Source organism: Citrobacter freundii complex sp. CFNIH4, from assembly GCF_002934505.1.
GTDB lineage: Bacteria > Pseudomonadota > Gammaproteobacteria > Enterobacterales > Enterobacteriaceae > Citrobacter > Citrobacter freundii.
Window position 1 is genome coordinate 2,330,728 of the sequence record NZ_CP026231.1, and the last position, 24,607, is coordinate 2,355,334.

At 51.8% G+C, this 24,607-nt stretch carries 29 protein-coding genes, 2 tRNA genes and 2 pseudogenes; 23 read left to right on the forward strand and 10 right to left on the reverse strand.

Features of this window, described 5'->3' with window-relative positions:
- Positions 1 to 2: 2 nt before the first annotated feature.
- A complete protein-coding gene (yedD, locus tag C2U41_RS12075) occupies positions 3 to 416 on the reverse strand; it encodes a lipoprotein YedD (RefSeq protein WP_003030454.1) in 414 nt (137 codons plus the stop codon).
- A 185-nt stretch (positions 417 to 601) separates the two neighbouring features.
- Here yedD and yedE point away from each other — a divergent pair, with 185 nt between their 5' ends.
- Both yedE and yedF read left to right on the forward strand, forming a co-directional pair.
- On the forward strand, positions 602 to 1,807 hold the full coding sequence (gene yedE, locus C2U41_RS12080) for a selenium metabolism membrane protein YedE/FdhT (RefSeq protein WP_146051397.1): 1,206 nt from the start codon (positions 602 to 604) through the stop codon (positions 1,805 to 1,807).
- Complete coding sequence (gene yedF / locus C2U41_RS12085; protein ID WP_000790504.1) at positions 1,804 to 2,037, forward strand: sulfurtransferase-like selenium metabolism protein YedF; 234 nt, start codon at positions 1,804 to 1,806, stop codon at positions 2,035 to 2,037. The genes yedE and yedF overlap by 4 nt, the downstream gene beginning before the upstream one ends.
- Positions 2,038 to 2,092: 55 nt before the next feature.
- Here the strand turns inward: yedF and fliE are convergent, their stop codons facing one another.
- Positions 2,093 to 2,407, reverse strand: a complete 315-nt coding sequence (fliE, locus tag C2U41_RS12090) for a flagellar hook-basal body complex protein FliE (RefSeq protein ID WP_003030448.1) — start codon at positions 2,405 to 2,407, stop codon at positions 2,093 to 2,095.
- A gap of 216 nt (positions 2,408 to 2,623) precedes the next feature.
- Between fliE and fliF the strand changes: the two genes are divergently transcribed.
- The 14 genes and pseudogenes from fliF to rcsA all read left to right on the forward strand — a co-directional run bounded on the left by fliF (position 2,624) and on the right by rcsA (position 14,133).
- On the forward strand, positions 2,624 to 4,306 hold the full coding sequence (fliF, locus tag C2U41_RS12100) for a flagellar basal-body MS-ring/collar protein FliF (RefSeq protein WP_061548903.1): 1,683 nt from the start codon (positions 2,624 to 2,626) through the stop codon (positions 4,304 to 4,306).
- Positions 4,299 to 5,297, forward strand: coding sequence for a flagellar motor switch protein FliG (fliG, locus tag C2U41_RS12105; protein ID WP_003030443.1), 999 nt, complete (start codon positions 4,299 to 4,301; stop codon positions 5,295 to 5,297). The genes fliF and fliG overlap by 8 nt, the downstream gene beginning before the upstream one ends.
- Complete coding sequence (fliH, locus tag C2U41_RS12110) at positions 5,290 to 5,997, forward strand: flagellar assembly protein FliH (protein WP_103848423.1); 708 nt, start codon at positions 5,290 to 5,292, stop codon at positions 5,995 to 5,997. The genes fliG and fliH overlap by 8 nt, the downstream gene beginning before the upstream one ends.
- A complete protein-coding gene (gene fliI, locus C2U41_RS12115) occupies positions 5,997 to 7,367 on the forward strand; it encodes a flagellar protein export ATPase FliI (RefSeq protein WP_003030440.1) in 1,371 nt (456 codons plus the stop codon). The genes fliH and fliI overlap by 1 nt, the downstream gene beginning before the upstream one ends.
- Before the next feature lie 21 nt (positions 7,368 to 7,388).
- A complete protein-coding gene (fliJ, locus tag C2U41_RS12120) occupies positions 7,389 to 7,832 on the forward strand; it encodes a flagellar export protein FliJ (protein WP_003839084.1) in 444 nt (147 codons plus the stop codon).
- Entirely contained in the window at positions 7,829 to 9,043 is a 1,215-nt protein-coding gene (fliK, locus tag C2U41_RS12125) for a flagellar hook length control protein FliK (RefSeq protein ID WP_103848422.1), read from the forward strand. Before fliJ ends, fliK begins: the two co-directional genes overlap by 4 nt.
- A 104-nt stretch (positions 9,044 to 9,147) precedes the next feature.
- Positions 9,148 to 9,615 carry a flagellar basal body-associated protein FliL gene (gene fliL, locus C2U41_RS12130; protein ID WP_003030435.1) on the forward strand — a complete coding sequence of 156 codons (468 nt, stop codon included), beginning with the start codon at positions 9,148 to 9,150 and terminating at the stop codon, positions 9,613 to 9,615.
- A gap of 4 nt (positions 9,616 to 9,619) precedes the next feature.
- Positions 9,620 to 10,624: a flagellar motor switch protein FliM gene (gene fliM, locus C2U41_RS12135; protein ID WP_003030434.1), complete on the forward strand. Its 1,005-nt coding sequence runs from the start codon at positions 9,620 to 9,622 to the stop codon at positions 10,622 to 10,624.
- Positions 10,621 to 11,034, forward strand: coding sequence for a flagellar motor switch protein FliN (gene fliN, locus C2U41_RS12140; RefSeq protein ID WP_003030433.1), 414 nt, complete (start codon positions 10,621 to 10,623; stop codon positions 11,032 to 11,034). The genes fliM and fliN overlap by 4 nt, the downstream gene beginning before the upstream one ends.
- Positions 11,034 to 11,411, forward strand: a complete 378-nt coding sequence (fliO, locus tag C2U41_RS12145; RefSeq protein WP_085951576.1) for a flagellar biosynthetic protein FliO — start codon at positions 11,034 to 11,036, stop codon at positions 11,409 to 11,411. Before fliN ends, fliO begins: the two co-directional genes overlap by 1 nt.
- Entirely contained in the window at positions 11,411 to 12,148 is a 738-nt protein-coding gene (gene fliP, locus C2U41_RS12150) for a flagellar type III secretion system pore protein FliP (RefSeq protein WP_003030427.1), read from the forward strand. Before fliO ends, fliP begins: the two co-directional genes overlap by 1 nt.
- A 9-nt stretch (positions 12,149 to 12,157) precedes the next feature.
- Positions 12,158 to 12,427, forward strand: coding sequence for a flagellar biosynthesis protein FliQ (gene fliQ / locus C2U41_RS12155; protein WP_003030425.1), 270 nt, complete (start codon positions 12,158 to 12,160; stop codon positions 12,425 to 12,427).
- An 8-nt stretch (positions 12,428 to 12,435) separates the two neighbouring features.
- A pseudogene (fliR, locus tag C2U41_RS12160) lies at positions 12,436 to 13,231 on the forward strand (flagellar biosynthetic protein FliR).
- Positions 13,232 to 13,509: 278 nt separating this feature from the next.
- Positions 13,510 to 14,133, forward strand: coding sequence for a transcriptional regulator RcsA (gene rcsA, locus C2U41_RS12165; RefSeq protein ID WP_003030421.1), 624 nt, complete (start codon positions 13,510 to 13,512; stop codon positions 14,131 to 14,133).
- Positions 14,134 to 14,187: 54 nt separating this feature from the next.
- Here rcsA and dsrB read toward each other — a convergent pair whose 3' ends face one another.
- Positions 14,188 to 14,376: a protein DsrB gene (dsrB, locus tag C2U41_RS12170; RefSeq protein WP_003030419.1), complete on the reverse strand. Its 189-nt coding sequence runs from the start codon at positions 14,374 to 14,376 to the stop codon at positions 14,188 to 14,190.
- A gap of 163 nt (positions 14,377 to 14,539) precedes the next feature.
- Here dsrB and yodD point away from each other — a divergent pair, with 163 nt between their 5' ends.
- Positions 14,540 to 14,767 (forward strand): YodD family peroxide/acid resistance protein, encoded by a 228-nt coding sequence (yodD, locus tag C2U41_RS12175; RefSeq protein ID WP_003030417.1) that lies wholly within the window; start codon positions 14,540 to 14,542, stop codon positions 14,765 to 14,767.
- Positions 14,768 to 14,973: 206 nt separating this feature from the next.
- On the opposite strand, the gene C2U41_RS12180 is transcribed toward yodD, so the two are convergent.
- Both C2U41_RS12180 and C2U41_RS12185 read right to left on the reverse strand, forming a co-directional pair.
- Positions 14,974 to 15,159, reverse strand: coding sequence for a YodC family protein (locus tag C2U41_RS12180; RefSeq protein WP_003030415.1), 186 nt, complete (start codon positions 15,157 to 15,159; stop codon positions 14,974 to 14,976).
- Between the two features lie 77 nt (positions 15,160 to 15,236).
- Positions 15,237 to 16,151 carry a DUF808 domain-containing protein gene (locus C2U41_RS12185; protein ID WP_169316136.1) on the reverse strand — a complete coding sequence of 305 codons (915 nt, stop codon included), beginning with the start codon at positions 16,149 to 16,151 and terminating at the stop codon, positions 15,237 to 15,239.
- A gap of 175 nt (positions 16,152 to 16,326) precedes the next feature.
- Between C2U41_RS12185 and yedA the strand changes: the two genes are divergently transcribed.
- Positions 16,327 to 17,247 (forward strand): drug/metabolite exporter YedA, encoded by a 921-nt coding sequence (gene yedA, locus C2U41_RS12190; RefSeq protein WP_003839069.1) that lies wholly within the window; start codon positions 16,327 to 16,329, stop codon positions 17,245 to 17,247.
- On the opposite strand, the gene C2U41_RS12195 is transcribed toward yedA, so the two are convergent.
- The 3 genes from C2U41_RS12195 to C2U41_RS12205 form a co-directional block, all read right to left on the reverse strand.
- Complete coding sequence (locus C2U41_RS12195; protein ID WP_032936825.1) at positions 17,239 to 17,706, reverse strand: very short patch repair endonuclease; 468 nt, start codon at positions 17,704 to 17,706, stop codon at positions 17,239 to 17,241. The genes yedA and C2U41_RS12195 overlap by 9 nt on opposite strands.
- A complete protein-coding gene (locus tag C2U41_RS12200; protein ID WP_032933152.1) occupies positions 17,687 to 19,117 on the reverse strand; it encodes a DNA cytosine methyltransferase in 1,431 nt (476 codons plus the stop codon). Before C2U41_RS12200 ends, C2U41_RS12195 begins: the two co-directional genes overlap by 20 nt.
- A gap of 76 nt (positions 19,118 to 19,193) precedes the next feature.
- The gene (locus C2U41_RS12205; protein ID WP_048217367.1) at positions 19,194 to 19,886 is read right to left on the reverse strand and encodes a phosphohydrolase; all 693 of its coding nucleotides are present in this window, start codon (positions 19,884 to 19,886) and stop codon (positions 19,194 to 19,196) included.
- 441 nt (positions 19,887 to 20,327) lie between these two features.
- Between C2U41_RS12205 and ompC the strand changes: the two genes are divergently transcribed.
- Both ompC and C2U41_RS12215 read left to right on the forward strand, forming a co-directional pair.
- The gene (gene ompC / locus C2U41_RS12210) at positions 20,328 to 21,533 is read left to right on the forward strand and encodes a porin OmpC (RefSeq protein ID WP_104427101.1); all 1,206 of its coding nucleotides are present in this window, start codon (positions 20,328 to 20,330) and stop codon (positions 21,531 to 21,533) included.
- Between the two features lie 28 nt (positions 21,534 to 21,561).
- A protein-coding gene (locus C2U41_RS12215; protein ID WP_095033700.1) for an IS1-like element IS1B family transposase occupies positions 21,562 to 22,259 on the forward strand; the annotation gives its coding sequence in 2 pieces (ribosomal slippage) (positions 21,562 to 21,811 and positions 21,811 to 22,259; 699 coding nt in all).
- 138 nt (positions 22,260 to 22,397) lie between these two features.
- Here the strand turns inward: C2U41_RS12215 and C2U41_RS12220 are convergent.
- Positions 22,398 to 22,730: an EmrE family multidrug efflux SMR transporter gene (locus C2U41_RS12220; protein WP_003839058.1), complete on the reverse strand. Its 333-nt coding sequence runs from the start codon at positions 22,728 to 22,730 to the stop codon at positions 22,398 to 22,400.
- Between the two features lie 296 nt (positions 22,731 to 23,026).
- Between C2U41_RS12220 and C2U41_RS29720 the strand changes: the two are divergent.
- Positions 23,027 to 23,206, forward strand: a pseudogene (locus C2U41_RS29720) (hypothetical protein); the annotation flags it as partial.
- A 27-nt stretch (positions 23,207 to 23,233) separates the two neighbouring features.
- On the opposite strand, the gene C2U41_RS12230 reads toward C2U41_RS29720, so the two are convergent.
- Positions 23,234 to 23,323 (reverse strand) — tRNA-Ser (locus C2U41_RS12230).
- A gap of 93 nt (positions 23,324 to 23,416) precedes the next feature.
- Here C2U41_RS12230 and mtfA point away from each other — a divergent pair.
- Positions 23,417 to 24,181 carry a DgsA anti-repressor MtfA gene (gene mtfA, locus C2U41_RS12235; protein WP_103848420.1) on the forward strand — a complete coding sequence of 255 codons (765 nt, stop codon included), beginning with the start codon at positions 23,417 to 23,419 and terminating at the stop codon, positions 24,179 to 24,181.
- Positions 24,182 to 24,313: 132 nt separating this feature from the next.
- Positions 24,314 to 24,389: transfer RNA gene (locus tag C2U41_RS12240), tRNA-Asn, on the forward strand.
- Positions 24,390 to 24,607: the final 218 nt, after the last annotated feature.

Genomic DNA, 24,607 nt, shown 5'->3' on the forward strand with positions numbered 1-24,607 from the left:
GTTTATGGCAGCGGTGTGGCCAGCGGCGTTTTCTTTAACGCGTCAGCGCACTCCTGCGTCGGGCGATCCACCCGCTGCAGCGTCATACCGTCATATTCCAGCGTATTGCCTTCGCGCTCGATCTCATACAGCTCGCGTTTCACCGTCACGTTGGTGAGATCGCCAGAGAGCATCGTCAGTTTCCCCGGCAGCGCGATCACCCGCTGCCACTGGCGACAATCCAGCGTATCGCCCTCTTTCGTTATCACCAGGCTGGCAATCGCTTCCGGGCTTACCAGACTGCGTTGCGGACCTTTTGACTGCCAGTATCCTTCCAGACCGGCTGGCGCTGGCGTTTTCACCACGTCGTTATAATTTTCTACTTCGGCGCATCCGGTTAGCGCCAGAAATACACCAACGATTGCTAATTTTTTCATCATTCATCCTGCATGCGAAGAAAATGGGATTGTGGCATTAAAGGCCTGATGTCGCCAGCCTTTCAGCGGCATTGAGAAAGATTGATCCATACGGTATTACCTCTTATTACTCATAGTCAAAAATTCTGAACGGTGTAGTATCCACACTTCTTGTTACATACCTTCTGAGTTCAGAGGCGCAACGCATGTCATGGCAACACTTCAAACAGGCCTGGTTAATTAAATTTTGGGCCCCCGCCCCTGCGGTCATCGCAGCGGGTATTCTCTCCACTTATTATTTCGGCATTACGGGAACCTTCTGGGCCGTTACCGGTGAATTCACCCGTTGGGGTGGGCAAATCCTGCAACTGTTTGGCGTGCACGCCGAACAGTGGGGATACTACAAGCTGATTCATCTCGAAGGCTCGCCCCTGACCCGCATTGACGGCATGATGATCCTCGGTATGTTCGGTGGCTGTTTTGCTGCCGCACTGTGGGCTAACAACGTCAAGTTACGCATGCCGCGCAGTCGGGTGCGCATTATGCAGGCGATAGTTGGCGGGATGATCGCCGGATTCGGCGCGCGACTGGCGATGGGCTGTAACCTGGCCGCATTCTTCACCGGCATTCCGCAGTTCTCACTACACGCCTGGTTTTTCGCGCTGGCAACGGCAATCGGCTCATGGTTTGGTGCTCGCTTTACCCTGCTGCCGATGTTCCGTATTCCGGTCAAAATGCAGAAAGTCTCCGCCGCTTCGCCGTTAACGCAAAAGCCGGATCAGGCCCGTCGTCGTTTTCGCCTCGGCATGCTGGTGTTTATCGGCATGATCGGCTGGGCGCTGCTCACCGCGATGGATAAACCCAAACTCGGTCTGGCGATGCTGTTTGGCGTTGGGTTCGGTCTGCTGATTGAACGGGCGCAAATCTGCTTCACCTCCGCCTTCCGCGACCTGTGGATTTCTGGTCGCACCCATATGGCAAAAGCGATCATCTTCGGGATGGCGGTCAGCGCCATCGGTATCTTTAGCTACGTGCAACTGGGGGTCGAGCCTAAAATCATGTGGGCGGGTCCAAATGCGGTGATCGGCGGCTTGCTGTTCGGCTTTGGCATCGTTTTAGCGGGCGGATGTGAAACCGGCTGGATGTACCGCGCCGTTGAAGGCCAGGTGCATTACTGGTGGGTTGGTCTGGGCAACGTTATTGGCTCGACCATTCTGGCCTACTACTGGGATGATTTTGCTCCCGCGCTTGCCACCAACTGGGACAAAGTGAATTTGCTCAACACCTTCGGTCCGCTCGGTGGTCTGCTGATAACCTATCTGCTGTTGTTTGCCGCGCTGATGCTCATTATCGGCTGGGAAAAACGCTTCTTCCGTCGCGCAGGACTGACGCCTGCCAAGGAGTCTGTATGAAAAATATCGTGCCTGATTATCGCCTCGATATGGTCGGCGAACCGTGTCCATACCCGGCTGTCGCCACGCTGGAAGCGATGCCGCAATTGAAGAAAGGTGAAATTCTGGAAGTGGTGAGCGATTGCCCGCAGTCAATCAACAATATTCCACTGGATGCGCGTAATCACGGCTATACGGTGCTGGATATTCAGCAGGATGGCCCAACGATCCGCTATTTGATTCAGAAGTAACTGGTTGCCGGATGGTCGCTGCGCTTATCCGGCAAACAATCTCTGCACGTTAAACCTACACCTGCATCGACATCACTTCCTGGTAGGCCGACACCAGCTTGTTACGCACCTGAATACCCATCTGCATTGATACCGACGCTTTTTGCATATCGGTCATCACATCATTCAGCGCAATACCCGGTTCACCGAGGGTAAATTTCTCAGCCTGCGTACGGGACGCGGTTTGCACATCGCTGATCCTGTCTAACGCCGCATGCAGTTGACCGGCAAAACTCACGGTCGGTTGTGGCTGCATATCCTGCATTTTTGCTGACATCGCCGTGGCTTGTAACTGGCTGATGACCCCTTCAATCCCCTGTATTGCCGACATTCTGATCCCCTGGATGATTTTTTACTTAGCTGAGATTACCAGTTAGTCAATAAGATAAAGGCGTTAAATAACGATAAAAAACCACGGTTTTTAACGCATAGAAAAATTCGAAACCGCAAATAATGAGACCGTCAATTTTTCGAGTTTGCTGACCCGGGAGTGAGTCTTGTTCCACTTTGCAAAAAACGCCGTCCACGATAAGCCACGAGGTGCGAGATGAGTGCGACAGCATCGACTGCAACCCAGCTTAAACCTCTCGAGTGGTTAAACCGCCTGCGCGCGAATCCCAGAATTCCTCTGATTGTGGCGGGAGCCGCTGCCGTCGCTATCATCGTGGCGATGGTCCTGTGGGCCAAAACACCTGACTACCGCACACTGTTCAGCAACCTATCCGATCAGGATGGTGGCGCGATTGTCACCCAACTGACGCAGATGAACGTTCCCTATCGTTTTACTGAGGGAAGCGGTGCTATAGAAGTTCCTGCCGATAAAGTTCACGAATTGCGGTTACGTCTGGCACAACAAGGTCTGCCGAAGGGCGGCGCCGTTGGCTTTGAGCTGCTGGATCAGGAAAAGTTTGGTATTAGCCAGTTTAGCGAGCAGGTCAACTACCAGCGTGCGCTGGAAGGTGAATTAGCCCGTACTATTGAAACGCTGGGACCGGTAAAACGCGCCCGCGTGCATCTGGCAATGCCAAAACCGTCGCTGTTTGTGCGTGAGCAAAAAGCGCCTTCAGCCTCCGTGACCGTTAACCTTGAACCTGGCCGCGCACTGGATGAAGGTCAAATCAGTGCGGTCACGCATCTGGTTTCCAGCGCTGTTGCAGGCTTGCCACCGGGCAACGTTACGCTGGTCGACCAGGCGGGTCATCTGTTAACTCAGTCGAACACCAGCAGCCGCGATCTTAACGATGCGCAGTTGAAATACGCGAGCGATGTCGAAGGGCGCGTTCAACGTCGTATCGAATCGATCCTGTCGCCGATTGTCGGCAACGGTAACGTACATGCGCAGGTCACCGCGCAACTGGATTTTGCTAATAAAGAGCAAACCGAAGAACAGTACCGTCCAAACGGTGATGATTCCCAGGCCGTGCTGCGTTCACGCCAGTTAAACGTCAGCGAGCAGATCGGGAGCGGAGCGCCAGGCGGCGTACCGGGCGCATTGTCTAATCAACCAGCACCGGCTAATACCGCGCCAATCGCCACCCCTCCGGCTAATCAGCAAAATGCGCAAACCACGCAAACCACGCAAACGGCAAATAACAACAATAATGCTGGTCCACGCAGTACGCAGCGTAATGAAACCAGCAACTATGAAGTCGACCGTACCATTCGCCACACCAAAATGAACGTCGGCGATGTACAGCGTCTCTCGGTTGCAGTGGTGGTCAACTATAAAACGTTGCCGGACGGTAAACCGCTGCCGTTAACCGCCGATCAGATGAAACAGATTGAGGACCTGACCCGCGAAGCGATGGGCTTCTCCGACAAGCGTGGCGATACCCTGAACGTGGTGAATTCACCCTTCACGGCGACCGACGATTCCATTGGCGAACTGCCGTTCTGGAAACAGCAGGTCTTTATTGAACAGTTGATGACCGCTGGCCGTTGGTTGCTGGTGCTGCTTGTTGCCTGGATCCTGTGGCGTAAGGCTGTTCGCCCGCAGTTGGTTCGCCGCAGCGAAGAAGCCAAAGCGGTACAAGAACAAACGCGTATCCGTCAGGAAACCGAAGAAGCGGTAGAAGTTCGCCTCAGCAAAGACGAACAAACCCAGCAGCGTCGTACGAATCAACGTCTGGGTGCAGAAGTGATGAGCCAGCGTATTCGTGAAATGTCAGATAACGATCCGCGCGTCGTGGCGCTGGTCATTCGCCAGTGGATGAGTAACGATCATGAGTAATGCCCTTACCGGTACCGATAAAAGCGTCATCCTGCTGATGACCATTGGCGAAGATCGCGCGGCTGAGGTATTTAAACACCTTTCCACGCGCGAAGTTCAGGCGCTCAGTACAGCGATGGCGAACGTACGCCAGATCTCCAACAAACAGTTGACGGAAGTGCTGGCCGAGTTTGAGCAAGAAGCAGAACAATTTGCCGCGCTGAATATCAACGCCAACGAATATCTGCGCTCCGTGCTGGTGAAAGCGCTGGGCGAGGAACGCGCCTCCAGCCTGCTGGAAGATATTCTGGAAACCCGCGATACCACCAGCGGCATTGAAACGCTCAACTTTATGGAGCCACAAAGCGCCGCCGACCTTATCCGCGACGAGCATCCACAGATTATCGCCACCATTCTGGTGCACCTCAAACGGGGCCAGGCCGCCGATATTCTGGCGCTGTTCGACGAGCGTTTACGTCACGACGTGATGCTGCGTATCGCCACCTTCGGCGGCGTGCAGCCTGCCGCGCTGGCAGAACTGACCGAGGTACTGAACGGTCTGCTCGATGGTCAGAACCTCAAGCGCAGCAAAATGGGCGGCGTGAGAACGGCAGCAGAAATTATCAACCTGATGAAAACTCAGCAGGAAGAAGCGGTTATTACCGCCGTACGCGAATTCGACGGCGAGCTGGCACAGAAAATTATCGACGAGATGTTCCTGTTCGAAAACCTGGTGGACGTCGACGATCGCAGTATCCAGCGCCTGTTGCAGGAAGTGGATTCCGAATCACTGCTGATTGCCCTGAAAGGTGCCGAACAGCCGCTACGCGAGAAGTTCCTGCGCAACATGTCGCAACGTGCTGCCGATATTCTGCGCGACGACCTTGCCAACCGCGGCCCGGTGCGTTTGTCGCAGGTGGAAAACGAACAGAAAGCCATTCTGCTTATTGTGCGTCGTCTGGCGGAAACCGGCGAGATGGTGATAGGCAGCGGCGAGGATACCTATGTCTAACGAACTGCCGTGGAAAGTCTGGACTCCGGACGACCTCGCCCCACCGATGGCGGAGTTCGTACTGGCCGACTACAGCGAAACGCCGCTGTCAGAAGAAGCTGAAGAGCCACAGCTTTCCGCAGAGCAACAGCTTGAACAGCAGCTCGCACAGCTGCAAATGCAGGCCCATGAGCAAGGGTATAACGCGGGGCTGGCGGAAGGTCGACAAAAAGGTCACGAACAAGGCTATCAGGAAGGTCTGAGCCAGGGGCTGGAGCAAGGCCAGAACCAGGCGCGAGCACAGCATGCGCCGATCCATGCCCGCATGCAGCAGCTGGTGAGTGAGTTTCAGAATACGCTGGACGCGCTGGATAGCGTCATTGCCTCGCGACTGATGCAAATGGCGCTGGAAGCTGCGCGTCAGGTGATTGGTCAGACGCCAATCGTGGATAACGCGGCGCTGATTAAGCAAATCCAACAGTTATTGCAACAGGAACCGCTGTTTAGCGGTAAACCGCAGCTGCGCGTACATCCGGACGATCTCCAGCGTGTGGAGGAGATGCTCGGTGCCACTCTCAGCCTGCACGGCTGGCGGCTACGCGGCGATCCCACGCTGCATCACGGCGGTTGTAAAGTCTCAGCTGATGAAGGCGATCTGGATGCCAGCGTCGCCACGCGCTGGCAAGAACTCTGCCGTCTGGCAGCGCCGGGAGTCGTGTAATGACCACTCGCCTGACTCGCTGGCTCAATACGCTGGACAACTTCGAAGAGAAAATGTCACTGCTGCCTGCGGTGCGTCGTTATGGTCGCCTGACCCGCGCAACCGGGCTGGTGCTGGAAGCCACGGGGTTACAGCTGCCGCTCGGTGCCACCTGCGTCATTGAACGTCAGGACGGCAACGAAACCCAGGAGGTCGAAAGCGAAGTCGTGGGCTTTAACGGTCAACGTCTGTTTCTGATGCCGCTCGAAGAAGTCGAAGGCGTTCTGCCCGGCGCGCGCGTATACGCGAAGAATATTGCCGGAGAAGGTCTGCAAAGCGGGAAGCAATTACCGCTTGGCCCTGCTCTGCTGGGTCGTGTGCTGGACGGTAGCGGCAAACCGCTCGACGGACTGCCCGCCCCGGATACCACCGAAACCGGCGCGCTGATTACACCGCCGTTTAACCCGCTGCAACGGACCGCAATTGAACACGTCCTGGATACCGGCGTACGCCCCATCAACGCATTGTTAACCGTTGGCCGCGGCCAGCGTATGGGGCTTTTCGCAGGTTCCGGCGTCGGTAAAAGCGTCCTGCTCGGCATGATGGCGCGCTATACCCAGGCCGATGTTATCGTCGTGGGTCTGATTGGCGAGCGTGGTCGCGAAGTTAAAGATTTTATTGAAAATATTCTCGGCGCTGACGGTCGCGCACGCTCGGTAGTGATTGCCGCTCCGGCGGACGTCTCGCCGCTGTTACGTATGCAAGGTGCGGCCTACGCCACGCGCATCGCCGAAGATTTTCGCGATCGCGGACAGCATGTATTGCTGATTATGGACTCCCTCACCCGCTACGCGATGGCACAACGTGAGATAGCCCTGGCGATCGGCGAGCCACCGGCAACCAAAGGTTATCCACCCTCAGTATTCGCTAAGTTACCGGCGCTGGTCGAACGGGCCGGAAACGGTATCCACGGAGGCGGTTCAGTTACCGCGTTTTATACGGTACTGACCGAGGGTGACGACCAACAAGACCCGATTGCCGATTCCGCGCGCGCGATTCTGGACGGTCACATTGTGCTGTCTCGTCATCTGGCCGAGGCGGGTCACTATCCGGCCATCGATATTGAAGCCTCGATCAGCCGTGCCATGACTGCGCTCATTAGTGAAAAACACTATGCACGGGTGCGTAACTTTAAACAGTTGCTGTCCAGTTTCCAGCGTAACCGCGATCTGGTCAGCGTGGGGGCGTATGCCAAAGGCAGCGATCCGATGCTGGATAAAGCCATCGCCTTATGGCCGCAGCTGGAAGCATTCTTACAGCAAGGTATTTTTGAACGGGCTGACTGGGAAGATTCTCTACAAGCTTTGGAACTGATTTTCCCTGGTGTGTGATTAAGCAGGAGAGCATAGGTCATGGCACAACATGGTGCATTAGCAACATTGAAAGACCTGGCTGAAAAAGAAGTAGATGACGCTGCTGTCTTATTGGGAGAGATGCGTCGTGGCTGTCAGCAGGCGGAAGAACAGTTAAAAATGCTGATCGATTATCAGCATGAGTATCGCAACAATCTGAATACCGATATGGGCCAAGGTATTACCAGCAATCGCTGGATCAATTACCAACAATTTATTCAGACGCTGGAAAAAGCGATTGAGCAACATCGCCAACAGCTCAATCAATGGACACAGAAAGTAGACCAGGCATTGAACAGTTGGCGCGACAAAAAACAACGATTACAGGCGTGGCAGACGTTGCAGGACAGACAAACCTCGGCGGCGTTACTGGCCGAAAACCGTCTGGATCAGAAAAAAATGGATGAATTTGCTCAGCGCGCAGCTATGAGGAAACCCGAATGATTACTTTACCCCAACTGATTACCACCGACACCGATGTAGCCGCAGGTCTTCAGTCAGGCAAAGCGGTAGATTCACCCGAGGATTTTTTAGCGCTGCTGGCTGGCGCATTAGGTGCGGGCGACGCACAAGGTAAAGATGCCCCGCTGTCGCTTGCCGATTTAAAAGCGGCTGGCAGCAAGCTGCAAAAAGGGTTGCTGCAAAAAAATGGCGATGCCACACCGTCGGTCAAATTAACCGATCTGCTGGCGCAACAGGAGCTGCAAACCGAGACTTCTCTTGCCGACATGACTGACGCTCAGCAACTGTTGTCCGCTCTCACGCCTTCACTGAAAGCGAATGCCCTGACGACACTGGGCAAAGTCGCTCAGCAGGACGAAAAAAACACTACGCTGAGTGATGACGATCTCGCCAACCTGAGCGCGTTGTTCGCCATGCTGCCAGGACAACCACTGGCTACGCCTGCCGTCGACAGCGCACCAGCCCCTGTTGATGCGGCGCTTTCCGCATTGTCACGAGGCGCGGTACACGGCGCGGCGACTGATAATGCAGACGAATTACTGCCGGGCGATGCCAAAAAAGGCAAAGCGGATGTCACGATTGCTGGCGGTGGTGCTAATCAGGCAAACAATCCAACATTAACCCCGCTGACGGCAGCAGTGAACGCCAGAGCTGAAATCGACAGCACCCCGTCACCGACCAGCATTGGCATGACTGCGGCCCCGCTAAGTGGTCCACAAACACACGCACAACCGTTACCGACGGCCGCGCCGGTGTTAAGCGCTCCGTTAGGTAGCCATGAATGGCAGCAATCGCTGAGCCAGCACGTCACCTTGTTCACGCGCCAGGGCCAGCAAAGCGCAGAGCTGCGTCTGCATCCGCAGGACCTGGGTCAGGTACATATTTCGCTCAAGCTGGACGATAACCTCGCGCAGTTACAAATGGTTTCACCGCACAGTCACGTGCGCGCCGCACTGGAAGCCGCATTACCGATGCTGCGTACACAGTTGGCTGAAAGCGGGATCCAACTGGGGCAAAGCAACATCAGCAGTGAAAGCTTCGCTGGCCATCAGCAGTCTTCCGGACAGCAACAGCAGTCTGGTCGCGCTCAAGGACAAGACATTTTTACCGCTGAAGATGACGCAATACTGGCAACCCCAGCCTCGCTGCAAGCCGCTGCCCGCGGCGATGGCGCAGTAGACATCTTCGCCTAACGCCAGAGGTAGCATGATTATCCGCGTCTTTTCCACGCTTTGTCGTGGACAGGACACGGGATAATCAGCCCATAAGCTGTACCGAAACAGGAAGCCCGTATCTGATGACTGACTCCGCGATTAACAAAAAAAGTAAACGCGCTATTTGGATCCCTCTGCTGGTATTAATTACCCTCGCCGCCTGCGCAACTGCAGGTTATAGCTACTGGCGCATGCAGCAGCAGCCTTCCGCCAGCGTCAAAGCGGAACCGGCTCCACCGCCAGCCCCGGTGTTCTTTGCGCTGGATACCTTTACCGTCAATCTGGGTGATGCAGACCGTGTGCTGTATATCGGTATCACACTGCGCATGAAAGATGAGGCGACACGTTCACGTCTTAACGAATATCTGCCGGAAGTGCGCAGCCGCTTGCTGCTGCTATTTTCTCGTCAGAATGCGGCCACACTCGCCACCGAGGAAGGTAAGCAACAGCTGATTACCGCCATCAAAGAGACGCTGGCGACTCCGCTTGTTGTTGGGCAGCCGAAACAGGTTGTCACCGACGTTCTTTATACAGCTTTTATTCTGCGGTAAAGACATGGGCGACAGTATTCTTTCTCAGGCAGAAATCGACGCATTGCTGAACGGCGATAGCGAAACCAAAGACGAACCCATTTCAGGTATCGCAAAAGAAAGCGATATTCGTCCTTATGATCCCAACACTCAGCGTCGCGTGGTACGTGAGCGTTTACAGGCTTTGGAGATCATTAACGAACGCTTCGCGCGCCAGTTCCGTATGGGGTTATTTAACCTGTTGCGCCGTAGTCCGGATATTACCGTGGGGGCGATCCGTATCCAGCCATACCACGAATTTGCGCGCAACTTGCCGGTTCCGACCAACCTGAACTTAATCCACCTGAAGCCGCTGCGCGGTACGGGTCTGGTGGTGTTCTCACCAAGTCTGGTATTTATCGCCGTAGACAACCTGTTCGGTGGTGACGGTCGTTTCCCGACGAAAGTGGAAGGCCGCGAATTTACGCACACAGAACAGCGCGTTATCAACCGCATGTTGAAGCTGGCGCTGGAAAGCTACAGCGACGCGTGGAAGGCCATCAACCCGCTGGAAGTGGAATACGTCCGTTCCGAGATGCAGGTGAAATTTACCAATATCACCACCTCCCCGAACGACATTGTGGTGAACACCCCGTTCCACGTTGAAATTGGCAACCTGACCGGTGAATTTAACATCTGTCTGCCATTCAGCATGATTGAGCCGTTGCGTGAGCTGCTGGTGAATCCGCCGCTGGAAAACTCGCGTAATGAAGATCAGAACTGGCGCAATAATCTGGTGCGTCAGGTTCAGCATTCTGAGCTGGAGCTGGTGGCAAACTTTGCCGACATTCCGCTGCGGCTATCCCAGATTTTAAAACTGAAACCCGGCGATGTACTGCCGATTGAAAAACCCGACCGCATTATTGCTCATGTGGACGGCGTGCCTGTGCTGACCAGCCAGTATGGCACTGTAAACGGTCAGTATGCGTTACGCGTAGAACATCTGATAAACCCGATTTTGAATTCGCTGAATGAGGAACAGCCCAAATGAGTGATATGAATAATCCGTCCGATGAGAACACTGGCGCATTGGACGATCTGTGGGCTGACGCGTTAAACGAGCAAAAAACCACGCCCACCAAAAGTGCGGCCGATGCGGTATTCCAGCAGTTAGGTGGCGGCGACGTCAGCGGTGCTTTGCAGGACATCGACCTGATCATGGACATTCCGGTCAAACTGACCGTCGAACTGGGCCGTACCCGCATGACCATCAAAGAGCTGCTGCGCCTGACGCAGGGGTCGGTTGTCGCACTGGATGGTCTGGCAGGCGAACCGCTGGATATCCTAATCAACGGTTATCTGATTGCCCAGGGCGAAGTCGTCGTGGTCGCGGATAAATACGGTGTGCGTATCACTGACATTATCACCCCATCTGAACGTATGCGCCGTCTGAGCCGTTAATCATGAATACCCAGGCTACCGTTTCTCAACCCGCCGCCGTTCCCGGCTCACCGCTGGTGCAGGTAAGCGGCGCGCTGCTCGGGATCATCGTCTTGATCCTGGCGGTGGCCTGGGTCATTAAACGTCTGGGGTTTGCCCCCAAAAGTGCCGGTACTCGCGGGCTGAAAGTCGCAGCCAGCACCTCATTGGGTCCACGTGAGCGCGTGGTGATTGTCGAGGTCGAAGATGCCCGTCTGGTACTGGGTGTCACAGCCTCGCAGATTAACGTCCTGCACACCCTGCCCCCGGCACCTGCCGATGCAGAAGAAAAAACGGCCTCCCCTGCGGATTTCCAGGCCATGATGAAGAGTTTGCTTAAGCGTCCTGGGAGATCCTGATGCGCCGTTTGTTATCCCTCACGCTGGCAGGCTTGTGGCTTTTCAGTCCCGTTGCCCTCGCCCAACTCCCGGGTCTGGTTAGTCAGCCATTGCCGGGCGGCGGACAAAGCTGGTCTTTGCCCGTGCAGACACTGGTGTTCATCACCTCGCTGACGTTCCTGCCTGCAATTTTGCTGATGATGACCAGCTTCACCCGCATCATCATTGTTTTCGGTCTCCTGCGAAATGCGCTGGGTACCCCCTCTGCACCACCTAACCAGGTGCTACTGGGCCTGGCGCTCTTTTTGACCTTTTTCATCATGTCGCCGGTGATCGATAAAATCTACGTCGACGCATATCAACCGTTCAGCGAAGAGAAGATCTCCATGCAGGAAGCTATGGAGAAAGGCGCCCAGCCGCTGCGTGAGTTTATGTTGCGCCAGACCCGTGAAGCCGATCTGGCCCTCTTCGCGCGCTTAGCAAACAGCGGTCCATTACAGGGACCAGAAGCCGTGCCGATGCGAATTTTGCTACCCGCTTATGTCACCAGTGAGTTGAAAACAGCATTCCAGATAGGTTTTACCATTTTTATTCCGTTTCTGATTATCGACCTGGTGATCGCCAGCGTACTGATGGCGCTCGGGATGATGATGGTACCGCCAGCCACAATCGCGTTGCCGTTTAAGCTGATGCTGTTTGTGTTGGTAGACGGTTGGCAGCTACTTGTCGGCTCGCTGGCACAAAGCTTTTACAGTTAGAGGCGCGAAATGACTCCTGAATCGGTCATGATGATGGGCACAGAGGCGATGAAAGTCGCCCTGGCCCTTGCTGCGCCTTTGCTGTTGGTCGCTCTCGTCACAGGTCTTATCATCAGTATTCTGCAGGCGGCGACCCAGATTAACGAAATGACGCTGTCCTTCATTCCCAAAATTGTCGCGGTGTTTATTGCCATCATTGTTGCTGGCCCGTGGATGCTTAACCTGCTGCTCGACTACGTGCGTACGCTGTTCAGCAATATCCCCTACATCATCGGGTAGACAACGTTATGTTGCAGGTGACCAGCGTTGAGTGGCTCCACTGGCTGAATTTATACTTCTGGCCTTTGCTGCGCATACTGGCGCTCATCTCAACGGCCCCCATCCTCAGTGAACGAGCCATCCCCAAACGGGTAAAGCTGGGGCTGGGGTTGATGATAACCGTCGTTATCGCCCCGTCAATTCCCACCGTTGACGTCCCCATCTTTTCGATCGGCGCAATATGGCAGGCAATGCAACAAATCCTGATCGGTATCGCTTTAGGCTTCACCATGCAGTTTGCGTTTGCCGCGGTACGTACCGCCGGGGAATTAATTGGCCTGCAAATGGGCCTTTCCTTCGCGACGTTCTTCGATCCCGGTAGCCGTCTGAATATGCCGGTTCTGGCACGACTGATCGACATGCTCGCCATGCTGCTGTTCCTGACCTTTAACGGTCATTTATGGCTGATTTCGCTGCTGGTAGATACTTTTCATACTCTGCCCATCGGTGGCAATCCGGTGAACAGCAATGCGTTTCTCGCGCTGGCACGGGCGGGCAGCCTGATTTTCCTCAACGGGCTAATGCTGGCCCTGCCGGTAATGACGCTGCTACTCACGCTGAACCTCGCACTTGGTTTGTTAAATCGCATGGCGCCACAGCTGTCGGTTTTCGTCATCGGCTTTCCTCTCACTCTGACCGTAGGTATTTCACTGATGGCGGCGCTAATGCCATTAATTGCGCCATTCTGCGAACGATTATTCAGTGAGATTTTTAATTTACTGGCCGATATCGTTAGCGAAATGCCTGGAAAATAATAACCCTTAATTTTTATCCTGTTTTACTAAGGATTGTCCTAATTTTAAAAAGTGACAACATCCACCAGGATATCTCTGTCGCGGCTTATTTGTTTTTGCCTCACTCACATAACGCAACATTCACTTTACTTTAAGATGTTTCCTGGCAAATTATACGCAACTTTACGGGATAGTAAATTCGCCTGAAAAACAGCGAAAGCGTCATCTTGGGTCGTTATTATTCCGTTTAGTTGTGATGAAATAATCAGGTAAGGGGAATTATCGTTACGCATTGAGTGAGGGTATGCCATGTCAACGATTATTATGGATTTATGCAGTTACACCCGACTAGGGTTAACCGGGTATCTGGTAAGTCGGGGAGTGAAAAAAAGGGAAATCAACAACATTTCCAACGTTGATGAACTCAGTCTCGCCTGTGTCTCTCAACAACCCGCTGTGGTGTTTATTAATGAGGACTGCTTTATCCACGATCCTGCTAATAGCCAGCAAATAAAGCAAATCATTAATCAGCATCCCAGCACATTATTTATTGTGTTTATGGCAATTGCCAACGTGCATTTTGATGAATATCTACTCGTCAGAAAAAACTTATTGATTAGTTCTAAATCGATTAAACCTGACTCACTGGATAAACTACTTGGCGATATTCTGAAAAAAGAAGTAGATATTGCTATTGATGTGAATCTGCCGACATTATCATTAAGTCGAACCGAATCCAGCATGTTGCGTATGTGGATGGAGGGTCAGGGAACAATACAGATATCAGATCAAATGAATATCAAAGCCAAGACGGTGTCATCCCATAAGGGGAATATAAAACGAAAGATTAAGACGCATAATAAGCAAGTTATCTATCACGTTGTGAGACTTACGGACAACGTCACCAATGGTATCTTTGTGAATATGCGCTAAGACGTTCTGACTGGTGGCGACTCCACCAGTCAGAATCAAACAGCGGAACTCATCTCACTCCACTTTTTCCACAAAGATACCATCCTGATGACCTGATTCATTAAAGAACCAGATACCGAGCGGGTAGTCTTCCAGCGAAACCAGGTACATGGTGCCTTCACTAAACTCTTCGATTGCCAGTACCACGCCCGGTCGACGAGGACCGCCGTCCGTTTTGACTGTGACCCGATCATTCACCTTCATAGTTTTCCTCCTGTGGCTTTGTGCCAGTGTAGAACAAATTCCTTTTTCTGGCAGCGCTCTGCACGCGCGATTGCGGGTTTTATCGACGGTCTATACTTAAGTTGTGCGTATCTGATGTTTGGGTACGCTCCCCCGGTATCCTTAACGGTTGAGAGGTATGAGGATGAAAACCGCGAAAGAGTACAGCGATACGGCCAAACGTGAAGTCAGCGTCGATGTCGACGCGCTGCTAAAGGCAATCAACGAAATCTGCGAGAGTGAAATTCATCGCAGCCAGGATGACCCGGAGCGCGTTAGCGTCGACGGCCGAGATTACCATACATGGCATGAACTGGCCGACGCGTTCGAGCTTGATATCCATGACTTTAGCGTATCGGAGATCAATCGCTGACTGAGGGCGAAAAAAATCCCGGCCCTTATCGGGTCGGGATCAAGCTTGCTTATGCAAGAAGCACTTGTAAATTCGTTACACCAGAAAATCTGATGTGAACCAAACCTTATCTGCAATTTTTTTGCCTGACAAGTAAATAATTCTCACCAAAATGATAAATATAACTAATGGGTGAGAGATCACCAGGTTACGGTCGAGTCAAATGTTCAGGCATCCTGACAGAGCTGTCTTCGCTCGCCCGGCACCACCAGTTCATCTTCACGGAATGCTTCCCGTTTAACGCCAAAGCCGTCGTACCAGCGACACTCCACCATTCCGCTGGCATACCCGGTAACGATCATACGTGGGCCACCCTCTTTGGAGGTGACTTCCTCACTGACAGAAAAGACCATACCTGCCTCCTGTATCAAGAGAAACCTTTACACCTTAGATGACAAAGAGGCGTTTTGCATAATCAGTCCTGTAATAATTAGTGCGAAACTCCGCGCAGTCTGGCGACAGCTTTCACCAGCAGAACGACAATCCCACCGATGATAAAGCCGAGCACCAGGTTAAGCAGGGTCGGAAGCATTAGCGAAATCAATGTACTTTGCTGTTGAGCAAAATGTTCAATCGCATGATGCAGCGGTGATATTCCGTGTACCACAATACCGCCCCCCACCAAAAACATCGCCAATGTACCGACCACAGAAAGTGTTTTCATCAGCCAGGGGGCAACCACCAGCAACCCTTTCCCCAGCGACTGGGCAAGTTGGCTACGTTTTTCTGCCAGCCAGTACCCGATGTCGTCAAGCTTAACGATAATCCCGACCAGGCCATACACGCCCACGGTCACCACTAACGCGATACCCGATAACACCAACACCTGATTCAGCAAAGGTGCATCCGCTACAATACCCAGCGTAATCGCAACAATCTCGGCAGACAAAATGAAGTCAGTACGTATTGCCCCTTTGATTTTATCTTTCTCAAAGGTGAGTGGATCCTGTGCGGCCAGAGCAGCCAGACGCTGCTGACGCTCTTCCGGGCTTTCTTTGTGCTTACGCGCCTCCAGGGTATGCAGAACCTTTTCTACCCCTTCAAAACAGAGAAACGCCCCACCTACCATTAATAATGGGGTGATCGCCCAGGGAATAAATGCGCTTATCAATAGCGCCAACGGTACAAGGATAACTTTGTTTACAAACGACCCCTTCGCCACGCTCCAGACCACCGGGAGTTCACGGTTCGCCCGCACGCCCGATACCTGCTGCGCATTAAGCGACAAGTCATCTCCCAGCACGCCCGCGGTTTTTTTCGCGGCCAATTTTCCCATCACTGATATATCATCCAGCAGCGTGGCGATATCATCGAGTAAGGTTAGTAAGCTACTTCCTGCCAAAATTTTGACCCTCAATATTATTTTTTTGCAGTCATAAGTATGAAGTAAAACACGCCATGCTGAAACTGACCTTTCTGGTCAACAAGTTTTTAACATCGACACGTAATTATAAATCTCGCCAGTAAGATAGTTTTGACGTTTACTATGTTGCACCTTTTTATTTCTACCGTGAGGGATTATGCGTTTCAGGCAATTGTTACCGCTTTTCAGTGCGCTATTCGCGCTGTACATCATTTGGGGTTCCACGTACTTCGTTATTCGCATTGGTGTTGAAAGCTGGCCGCCGTTAATGATGGCAGCCGTACGTTTCCTCTCTGCGGGAATTTTATTAACAAGTTTTTTACTTATCCGCGGGCATAAGCTCCCCCCCTTACGCTTAATCCTGAACGCCGCGTTAATTGGTATCCTGCTGCTGGCTGTGGGTAATGGACTGGTCACCGTCGCAGAACATCAAAATGTCCCTTCCGGTATTGCCGCCGTGGTGGTCGCCACCGTCCCGCTATTTACGCTGTGTTTTAGCCACTTTTTTGGCATCAAAACGCGCAAACTGGAATGGTTGGGGATAGCGATTGGGCTCGCAGGGATCATCATGCTGAACAGCGGAGGCAATTTAAGTGGCAATCCGTGGGGCGCTATTTTAATCCTGATCGGTTCGATAAGCTGGGCGTTTGGCTCGGTGTACGGTTCACGCATTACGCTGCCCGTTGGCATGATGGCCGGAGCCATTGAAATGTTAGCAGCCGGTATTGTGCTGATGTGCGCATCGTTACTCTCCGGGGAAAAACTGACCACCATGCCAACATTTTCAGGCTTTATGGCGGTGGCTTACCTGGCCCTGTTTGGCTCCATTATTGCCATTAATGCGTATATGTTCTTGATCCGCAATGTCAGCCCGGCGCTAGCCACCAGCTACGCCTACGTCAATCCGGTTGTTGCGGTGCTGTTAGGTACCGGTCTGGGGGGAGAAAGACTGGCCCCTATCGAATGGCTGGCGCTCGGCGTGATCGTGTTTGCTGTGGTGCTGGTAACGTTGGGGAAATACCTGTTCCCTGTTAAAGCGGATGCCGTCGCGAGTTCGTCGGAAAAGACATTACAGTAAATGAATACCGAGAGTGTCGATCTGCGCGGTGTCGCCACCGCCGCAGATCCACTCGATGACACGTTCAGATAACGCTTCATCGTCCAGCTTTTCGCGACCACGCAGGGCGCACTCCCAGACAATCAGTACGCGCCAGCCAAGAGCCTGCAATTTTTCACAATCCCGCGCATCGCGTTGGACATTTTTGCCTATTTTTTCCAGCCAGAATTCCGTTCGTGTCGCGGGAACTTTAAACAAATAGCAATTGTGGTGGTGCCAGAAACAACCGTGAGTAAAAATCACACAATGATAATCATCCACCACAAAATCGGGGCGACCGGATAACGTCGCATCCTGCACGCGAAACGTTACCCCCTGCTCTGTCAGCACGCTGGCAAGGCGTTTTTCAATTGCGGTATCGCGGGTGGCTATCGCCCGCATATTTTTACTGCGTGTTGCTTTATCGTGAACGTCTGCCATGCAGGTTCTCTTTCTCGCGAATAGCAACTGCCTGCCTGATTTTTGGCTCCAGCAGCCTGGCCACCGCCGCAAATGCCGGAACGATCACCGAATTACCAAACTGGCGATAAGCCTGAGTATCTGACACGGGGATCCTGAACTGATAGCCTTGCGGAGATTCAAACCCCATCAGGCGCGCGCACTCTCTGGGCGTAAGTCTGCGTGGGCGGTGTCGCTGATTCTGCGGATCGTCAAAATCTTTTTCACCCAGCGCCATATCCCAGCCACGGTCAATCAGGATCTCCGCCCCATCCTTATAATAACGCGCAGATAATGTGCGCGTTACGCTATCAGGGTTACCGGGATACACCATGCCATAGCCAAATCCATTTCCCCGCGCCTGATGCTTTTTCGCATAGCGATAGAGGTATTTCCACAGCACCGGCGTCAGCACATATTTCGCATCGACGGTCGGCTCAAGCAGTTCCGCCAGCGTAGTACGCCGCTGCGGATAACGCGTGACAATATCCCGCAGCGTGAAGTCTGATTTCAAATTCAGATCGCGTCGGAAGCCGACAAGCACGATACGTTCGCGATGTTGAGGCAAAAAATGTTGCCCATCGATAATTTTCGGATCATCCGGACCGTTATCTGCCGCATCTGCCACGTCATAACCCAGCTCGTCCAGCGTCTGCATAATGATGCGAAACGTTTTGCCCTGATCGTGACTCTTCAGGTTTTTGACGTTTTCGAGCACAAATATTGCAGGTCGACGAGCGTCGATAATGCGCACCACGTCAAAAAAGAGTGTGCCTTGTGTATCACAGGCAAAACCGTGGGCCCGCCCTAACGCATTTTTCTTTGACACCCCGGCCAGGGAGAAGGGCTGACAAGGAAATCCCGCCAGCAGTACATCATGTTCTGGAATGTGCTGGCGAATATGTTCTGCCGCCTGCTGGTCGCTCACCCCATCCTGATGGCTCAGCGTGACATCACGAATATCTTCATTAAAGTGATGCTGGAAGGGATCGCAATAGTTGTTCGCTTTGTAGGTACGCACCGCATGCTTGTTCCACTCGCTGGTAAACACGCACTGCCCACCAATTGCCTCAAAGCCGCGACGAATCCCGCCAATGCCGGCAAACAGATCGATAAATCGAAAGGCATAATGCGGATGATGCGCAGGTGGCGTCGGCAGCAAGGAATTCAGATAAGTAAACTCATTGTCGCTGAGGCGATGCCATGTTTCGTTCGCCACCACTCGCTTAAAGATGGCCGGACTCCAGCGGTTCTCGCCAACACCGTTCAGATAAGCAACCAGGGTTTTCACGTCATATATTTCAAGCAACTTAGCCAAAATCACCTGCGCGGCGGCCTTGTTATCATCTGTCATCGGGTTCATGGAGCCTGCTACTGAAAAATTATCCTGCATACATTTAACCGGCCGAAATGGATAACCGACAGATTAACATAAAATAGTGTGGTTGACGTTGCGGCTGTACTGGCGACTAACGTGCTTTAAAGGGTTGAATCGCGTCAAGATCCAGCATTTCATACTCTCCTTTTAACTCCGCACTCAGCTTCGCCATATACGTCAGTAAGAAGTCAGCATTATGCTGCGCTAAATGTCGTCCTTGTTCAGTGTGCATCGTCGACGGCAACGTCAATAACTTCGTCTGGAAGTGATCGAGCGCGTACTGTTTGTCGTCAAGGCCACGCTGGCGGGCAAACGGATCTTCCGCATCAAATAGCGCCACGCCTAACGCACCAGACACAGCAAATACGCGCGCTAGACCGATAGCCCCCAGCGCCTCAAGCCGGTCCGCATCCTGCACGATTTTCGCTTCAAGGGTTTCTGGTGCAATTTTGGCGCTAAAACTGTGCGCCTCAATGGCATGGCACACGGCAGGTATTCTTTGTTGTGGAAAATCCGGAAAATCGCGCATCAAAATGCGACGCGTTTCCAGAGCTGCCAGTACCGACGAACGATGACGCTCAGGATGGTTCTTTGGCAGGCTGACGAGATCATGGAAGTAGCACGCGGTCAGCACCACTAGCCAGTCTACAGTAGCATCTGTACTCAGCTTTTGCGCCGTCATCCACACACGACGAAAGTGAAAGATGTCATGCGCGGCATCTTGTCCGGAATGGTTATCAGCTAACCAAGCTTCAAATTGCGACTGCCAGTCGTGCAGTTTCATGCTATCTCCCTTTGTAGAAAGAAAATCACCTTAGCAACAATTTTCATTGCAAACCACTGCCTGCCCCATTACATAATTAACTTTTATTATCACACCGAAAACAAAATCCACATGAATTTATAAAAACCATAATTTCAATATCAACAACCATATTATATGAATAACAAAAATAAATACTCCACACAAATAAAATTCAAATTTCAAATAAATAGCCAGATATACATAAGATATTGATTAAAAATAATTTATGTGACAAATAACAATTTAACTAACATATATTTATAGTTATAAAAACACACCGATGAAACATTTAGAAATATTTTAAATACATTTGTTACATGTTATATTTTAAATTAAATGAACTTCATAGATAGTATCCAAATGTAGTTGCTTGGATAGTACTACATATTCATTTTAATTATCATGCAAAGGGAATACATAATGAAAAGAAAAGTATTGGCACTGCTTCTCCCTGCTTTATTAGCTGCAGGCGCAGCAAATGCGGCTGAAATCTATAATAAAAACGGCAATAAACTGGATCTGTACGGAAAAGTCGATGGTCTGCGTTATTTCTCTGATGATGCAGGCAGCGACGGCGACATGACCTATGCGCGTCTGGGCTTTAAGGGCGAAACGCAGATCAACGATATGCTGACTGGCTATGGTCAGTGGGAATATAACATTCAGGCCAACGGTACCGAAGGTGACAAAGGCGATTCATGGACTCGTCTGGCCTTTGCCGGTTTAGGTTTTGGTCAAAACGGTACTTTCGACTACGGTCGTAACTACGGCGTCGTGTACGACGTTGAGGCCTGGACCGATATGCTGCCAGAATTCGGTGGTGATACCTACACTCAGACCGACGTTTACATGCTGGGCCGTACCAACGGCGTTGCTACCTATCGTAATAAAGGCTTCTTTGGTCAGGTTGATGGCCTGAACTTTGCCCTGCAGTATCAGGGTAATAATGAAAATGGTGACAGTCGGTGGAGTGGTCAGGAAGGTTCCGGTAACAGTGAAGGCCGCAAACTGGCGAAAGAAAACGGCGACGGTTTCGGTATGTCTACTTCCTATGACTTCGACTTCGGTTTAAGCCTCGGTGCGGCATACTCCGCATCTGACCGTACCGACTCTCAAGTTGCTCGCGGTTACCAGGACGGTATGAACAAGCGCAATAACTACGCTGGCGGCGAAACAGCTGAAGCCTGGACTGTTGGCGCGAAGTATGACGCTAACAACGTTTACCTGGCAGCCATGTATGCAGAAACCCGCAATATGACCTATTACGGCGGCGGCAACGGCGAGAATAATGGTGGCATTGCTAACCAAACCCAGAACTTTGAAGTTGTGGCTCAGTATCAGTTCGATTTCGGTCTGCGTCCATCCATCGCTTACCTGCAGTCTAAAGGCAAGGATTTAGGTGGTCAGGAAGTGAGCCATGGTAACTGGCGTTACGTCGACAAAGATCTGGTCAAATATGTTGAAGTGGGTATGACTTACTACTTCAACAAAAACATGTCCACCTACGTTGATTATAAAATCAACCTGCTGGACGAAGACGACAGCTTCTATGAAAGCAATGGTATCGCAACTGACGACATCGTTGCCGTTGGTTTAGTCGGTGATGCTGCCAACTTACTGATTTAGTGTATGATGGTGTTTTTGAGGTGCTCCAGTGGCTTCTGTTTCTATCAGCTGTCCCTCCTGTTCAGCTACTGACGGGGTGGTGCGTAACGGCAAAAGCACCGCCGGACATCAGCGCTATCTCTGCTCTCACTGCCGTAAAACATGGCAACTGCAGTTCACTTACACCGCTTCTCAACCCGGTACGCACCAGAAAATCATTGATATGGCCATGAATGGCGTTGGATGCCGGGCAACCGCCCGCATTATGGGCGTTGGCCTCAACACGATTTTCCGCCATTTAAAAAACTCAGGCCGCAGTCGGTAACCTCGCGCATACAGCCGGGCAGTGACGTCATCGTCTGCGCGGAAATGGACGAACAGTGGGGATACGTCGGGGCTAAATCGCGCCAGCGCTGGCTGTTTTACGCGTATGACAGGCTCCGGAAGACGGTTGTTGCGCACGTATTCGGTGAACGCACTATGGCGACGCTGGGGCGTCTTATGAGCCTGCTGTCACCCTTTGACGTGGTGATATGGATGACGGATGGCTGGCCGCTGTATGAATCCCGCCTGAAGGGAAAGCTGCACGTAATCAGCAAGCGATATACGCAGCGAATTGAGCGGCATAACCTGAATCTGAGGCAGCACCTGGCACGGCTGGGACGGAAGTCGCTGTCGTTCTCAAAATCGGTGGAGCTGCATGACAAAGTCATCGGGCATTATCTGAACATAAAACACTATCAATAAGTTGGAGTCATTACCGGTTTAGTCTATCAGTTCTAATTACGACAAAAATACGCAAGCCCGCTTCATACCAAGCGGGCTTTTTCACCGCACAGGGATAAGCTCTGCTAACAGCGCCAGATATCCGACATTCTTTTAGAATTAATGCGGGGAAGATTTTGAAAAAATATTGATAACCAGAACCCCAGCGCAAATCAGGAACATGCCTGCGATCGCCGGGAAATCCAGCTTTTGCCCACTTACCAACCAGCCCAAAAGGCTGATTAATACGATTCCAGCACCAGACCAAATTGCGTACGCAATACCCGTTGGAATCGTCGACAGCGTCTGAGCGAGAAGATAAAAAGCAGTGCAGTAGCACACAATGGTTGCGACAGATGGCCATAGACGTGTAAACCCATCAGAGAACTTCATCAGGGTTGTACCTATTACTTCAGCTACAATGGCCCCGGCAAGGAAAATGTATGAATTCAAAATCTGGCCCCATGTGACAATCTACGATAATTATCATATCACAAAGGGTTAAGTGAGTTTATCCAAAACAAGGCGTGGGCATAACCCCAACAAATATTGCAATCTTGTCACCGTCTTGTGCGCCCGCTCATCGCTCAAAGATAACTGTCAGATTTATTCTTGAGGCTTGTTGCTAATTTCTCTAACGGCCTGGTTTCTGGGGCTATCTTCTTCTAGCATAAAAGCCAAAATAACTTTAGCTACCCTGCCCCTGGTTTAACTTTGAGCCGCAGGAAAAAAACTTGATAGAAACGAGAAAGGACAAACAACTATTCTCAGATCACAAAACTGAACGCCAGGTTGCGGTTTACGACAGAAAAGTGAAAATTTCCCCCACACTGGATCTTCCAGTATTGGGCAAATCAGAACATGATGATGGCGAGCTTTATACTAAGCGAATATACCGACACTATACCAAGTGTGACATGAGTCGTTGAAAGGAATTGAGCTAAGTGTTTGAATAGTGGCGGAGAGAGGGGGATTTGAACCCCCGGTAGAGTTGCCCCTACTCCGGTTTTCGAGACCGGTCCATTCAGCCGCTCTGGCATCTCTCCGTTTTGGCGGTTGCCATGATGCCAGGTAATTTGGCATTTTAACAGACCCCGTTCCGTCAATTTCGTTCAAGTGACGAGTTTGCGAGCAAAACGATGATTAAGTGGCCCTGGAAAGAGCAAGAAACAACCCGGAGTGACGACTGGCCGTGGGACGACGCCCTGGCTATTCCTCTTCTGGTGAATCTCACCGAGCAAGAACAAGCCAGACTTATCGCCCTGGCCGAGCGCTTTTTACAGCAAAAAAGATTGGTAGCGCTTCAGGGGTTTGAACTTGACCCACTGAAAAGTGCGCACATTGCGCTGCTTTTCTGTTTGCCTGTCCTGGAATTAGGGGTCGAGTGGCTCGACGGGTTTCATGAAGTTCTCATCTACCCTGCCCCGTTTGTCGTTGACGATGAATGGGAAGACGATATTGGGCTGGTGCATAATCAACGGGTTGTACAGTCCGGGCAGAGCTGGCAGCAAGGTCCGATAATCCTTAACTGGCTCGACATTCAGGATTCTTTTGATGCCTCCGGCTTTAATCTGATCATCCATGAAGTGGCACATAAGCTTGATATGCGTAATGGCGACCGCGCCAGCGGTATTCCGGCGATCCCTCTGCGAGATATTGCCGGTTGGGAGCACGACCTGTATGCCGCAATGAATAACATTCAGGATGAAATTGATCTGGTCGGTGAAACCGCGTGCAGTATAGATGCTTACGCAGCAACCGACCCGGCCGAATGCTTTGCCGTTCTTTCGGAGTATTTCTTCAGTGCTCCTGAATTATTTGCGCCACGTTTTCCGGCCTTATGGCAGCGTTTTATTCAGTTTTACCGCCAGAACCCCATGGAGCGGTTACGCGATACCCGCTAAGATGGTCATTATCGCTCACCAAATGTGCATTAACGCTGAATTTGAAGATTAATTAAGCAATTGAAATGACGCGCTAATTTTACTGTTGACACCTCATGGTGAGGTCAGTAATATGCGCCTCGTTCACACGATTCCTCTGTAGTTCAGTCGGTAGAACGGCGGACTGTTAATCCGTATGTCACTGGTTCGAGTCCAGTCAGAGGAGCCATATTTAAGAAGCCTGCTTAGGAAACTAAGCAGGCTTTTTGCTTTTTCGGTCGCTATAAAATCCCCTCTGATAAGCACCCTGCCTGCTCTGCACCCCCGTTACATGCCGCATCACAACGTTGATTAAAGTTATGTAAATGTAAATCGTTTAAACTTTGCAATTATTGTAAGTGCTAGTGATTATCATTTATTGTACGCGAGCCAAAGGAACGAGCCCCC

Bases quoted from the DNA above. Each gene is read 5' to 3' on its own strand.
- fliM (WP_003030434.1), top strand. From the start codon at position 9,620: ATGGGCGACAGTATTCTTTCTCAGGCAGAAATCGACGCATTGCTGAAC.
- fliL (WP_003030435.1), top strand. From the start codon at position 9,148: ATGACTGACTCCGCGATTAACAAAAAAAGTAAACGCGCTATTTGGATC.
- fliJ (WP_003839084.1), top strand. From the start codon at position 7,389: ATGGCACAACATGGTGCATTAGCAACATTGAAAGACCTGGCTGAAAAA.
- yedF (WP_000790504.1), top strand. From the start codon at position 1,804: ATGAAAAATATCGTGCCTGATTATCGCCTCGATATGGTCGGCGAACCG.
- fliP (WP_003030427.1), top strand. From the start codon at position 11,411: ATGCGCCGTTTGTTATCCCTCACGCTGGCAGGCTTGTGGCTTTTCAGT.
- mtfA (WP_103848420.1), top strand. From the start codon at position 23,417: ATGATTAAGTGGCCCTGGAAAGAGCAAGAAACAACCCGGAGTGACGAC.
- fliH (WP_103848423.1), top strand. From the start codon at position 5,290: ATGTCTAACGAACTGCCGTGGAAAGTCTGGACTCCGGACGACCTCGCC.
- fliI (WP_003030440.1), top strand. From the start codon at position 5,997: ATGACCACTCGCCTGACTCGCTGGCTCAATACGCTGGACAACTTCGAA.
- yedE (WP_146051397.1), top strand. From the start codon at position 602: ATGTCATGGCAACACTTCAAACAGGCCTGGTTAATTAAATTTTGGGCC.
- rcsA (WP_003030421.1), top strand. From the start codon at position 13,510: ATGTCAACGATTATTATGGATTTATGCAGTTACACCCGACTAGGGTTA.
- dsrB (WP_003030419.1), bottom strand. From the start codon at position 14,376: ATGAAGGTGAATGATCGGGTCACAGTCAAAACGGACGGCGGTCCTCGT.
- yedD (WP_003030454.1), bottom strand. From the start codon at position 416: ATGAAAAAATTAGCAATCGTTGGTGTATTTCTGGCGCTAACCGGATGC.
- yodD (WP_003030417.1), top strand. From the start codon at position 14,540: ATGAAAACCGCGAAAGAGTACAGCGATACGGCCAAACGTGAAGTCAGC.
- fliQ (WP_003030425.1), top strand. From the start codon at position 12,158: ATGACTCCTGAATCGGTCATGATGATGGGCACAGAGGCGATGAAAGTC.
- fliE (WP_003030448.1), bottom strand. From the start codon at position 2,407: ATGTCGGCAATACAGGGGATTGAAGGGGTCATCAGCCAGTTACAAGCC.
- fliK (WP_103848422.1), top strand. From the start codon at position 7,829: ATGATTACTTTACCCCAACTGATTACCACCGACACCGATGTAGCCGCA.
- ompC (WP_104427101.1), top strand. From the start codon at position 20,328: ATGAAAAGAAAAGTATTGGCACTGCTTCTCCCTGCTTTATTAGCTGCA.
- C2U41_RS12200 (WP_032933152.1), bottom strand. From the start codon at position 19,117: ATGCAGGATAATTTTTCAGTAGCAGGCTCCATGAACCCGATGACAGAT.
- C2U41_RS12205 (WP_048217367.1), bottom strand. From the start codon at position 19,886: ATGAAACTGCACGACTGGCAGTCGCAATTTGAAGCTTGGTTAGCTGAT.
- yedA (WP_003839069.1), top strand. From the start codon at position 16,327: ATGCGTTTCAGGCAATTGTTACCGCTTTTCAGTGCGCTATTCGCGCTG.
- fliF (WP_061548903.1), top strand. From the start codon at position 2,624: ATGAGTGCGACAGCATCGACTGCAACCCAGCTTAAACCTCTCGAGTGG.
- C2U41_RS12195 (WP_032936825.1), bottom strand. From the start codon at position 17,706: ATGGCAGACGTTCACGATAAAGCAACACGCAGTAAAAATATGCGGGCG.
- fliN (WP_003030433.1), top strand. From the start codon at position 10,621: ATGAGTGATATGAATAATCCGTCCGATGAGAACACTGGCGCATTGGAC.
- fliG (WP_003030443.1), top strand. From the start codon at position 4,299: ATGAGTAATGCCCTTACCGGTACCGATAAAAGCGTCATCCTGCTGATG.
- C2U41_RS12180 (WP_003030415.1), bottom strand. From the start codon at position 15,159: ATGGTCTTTTCTGTCAGTGAGGAAGTCACCTCCAAAGAGGGTGGCCCA.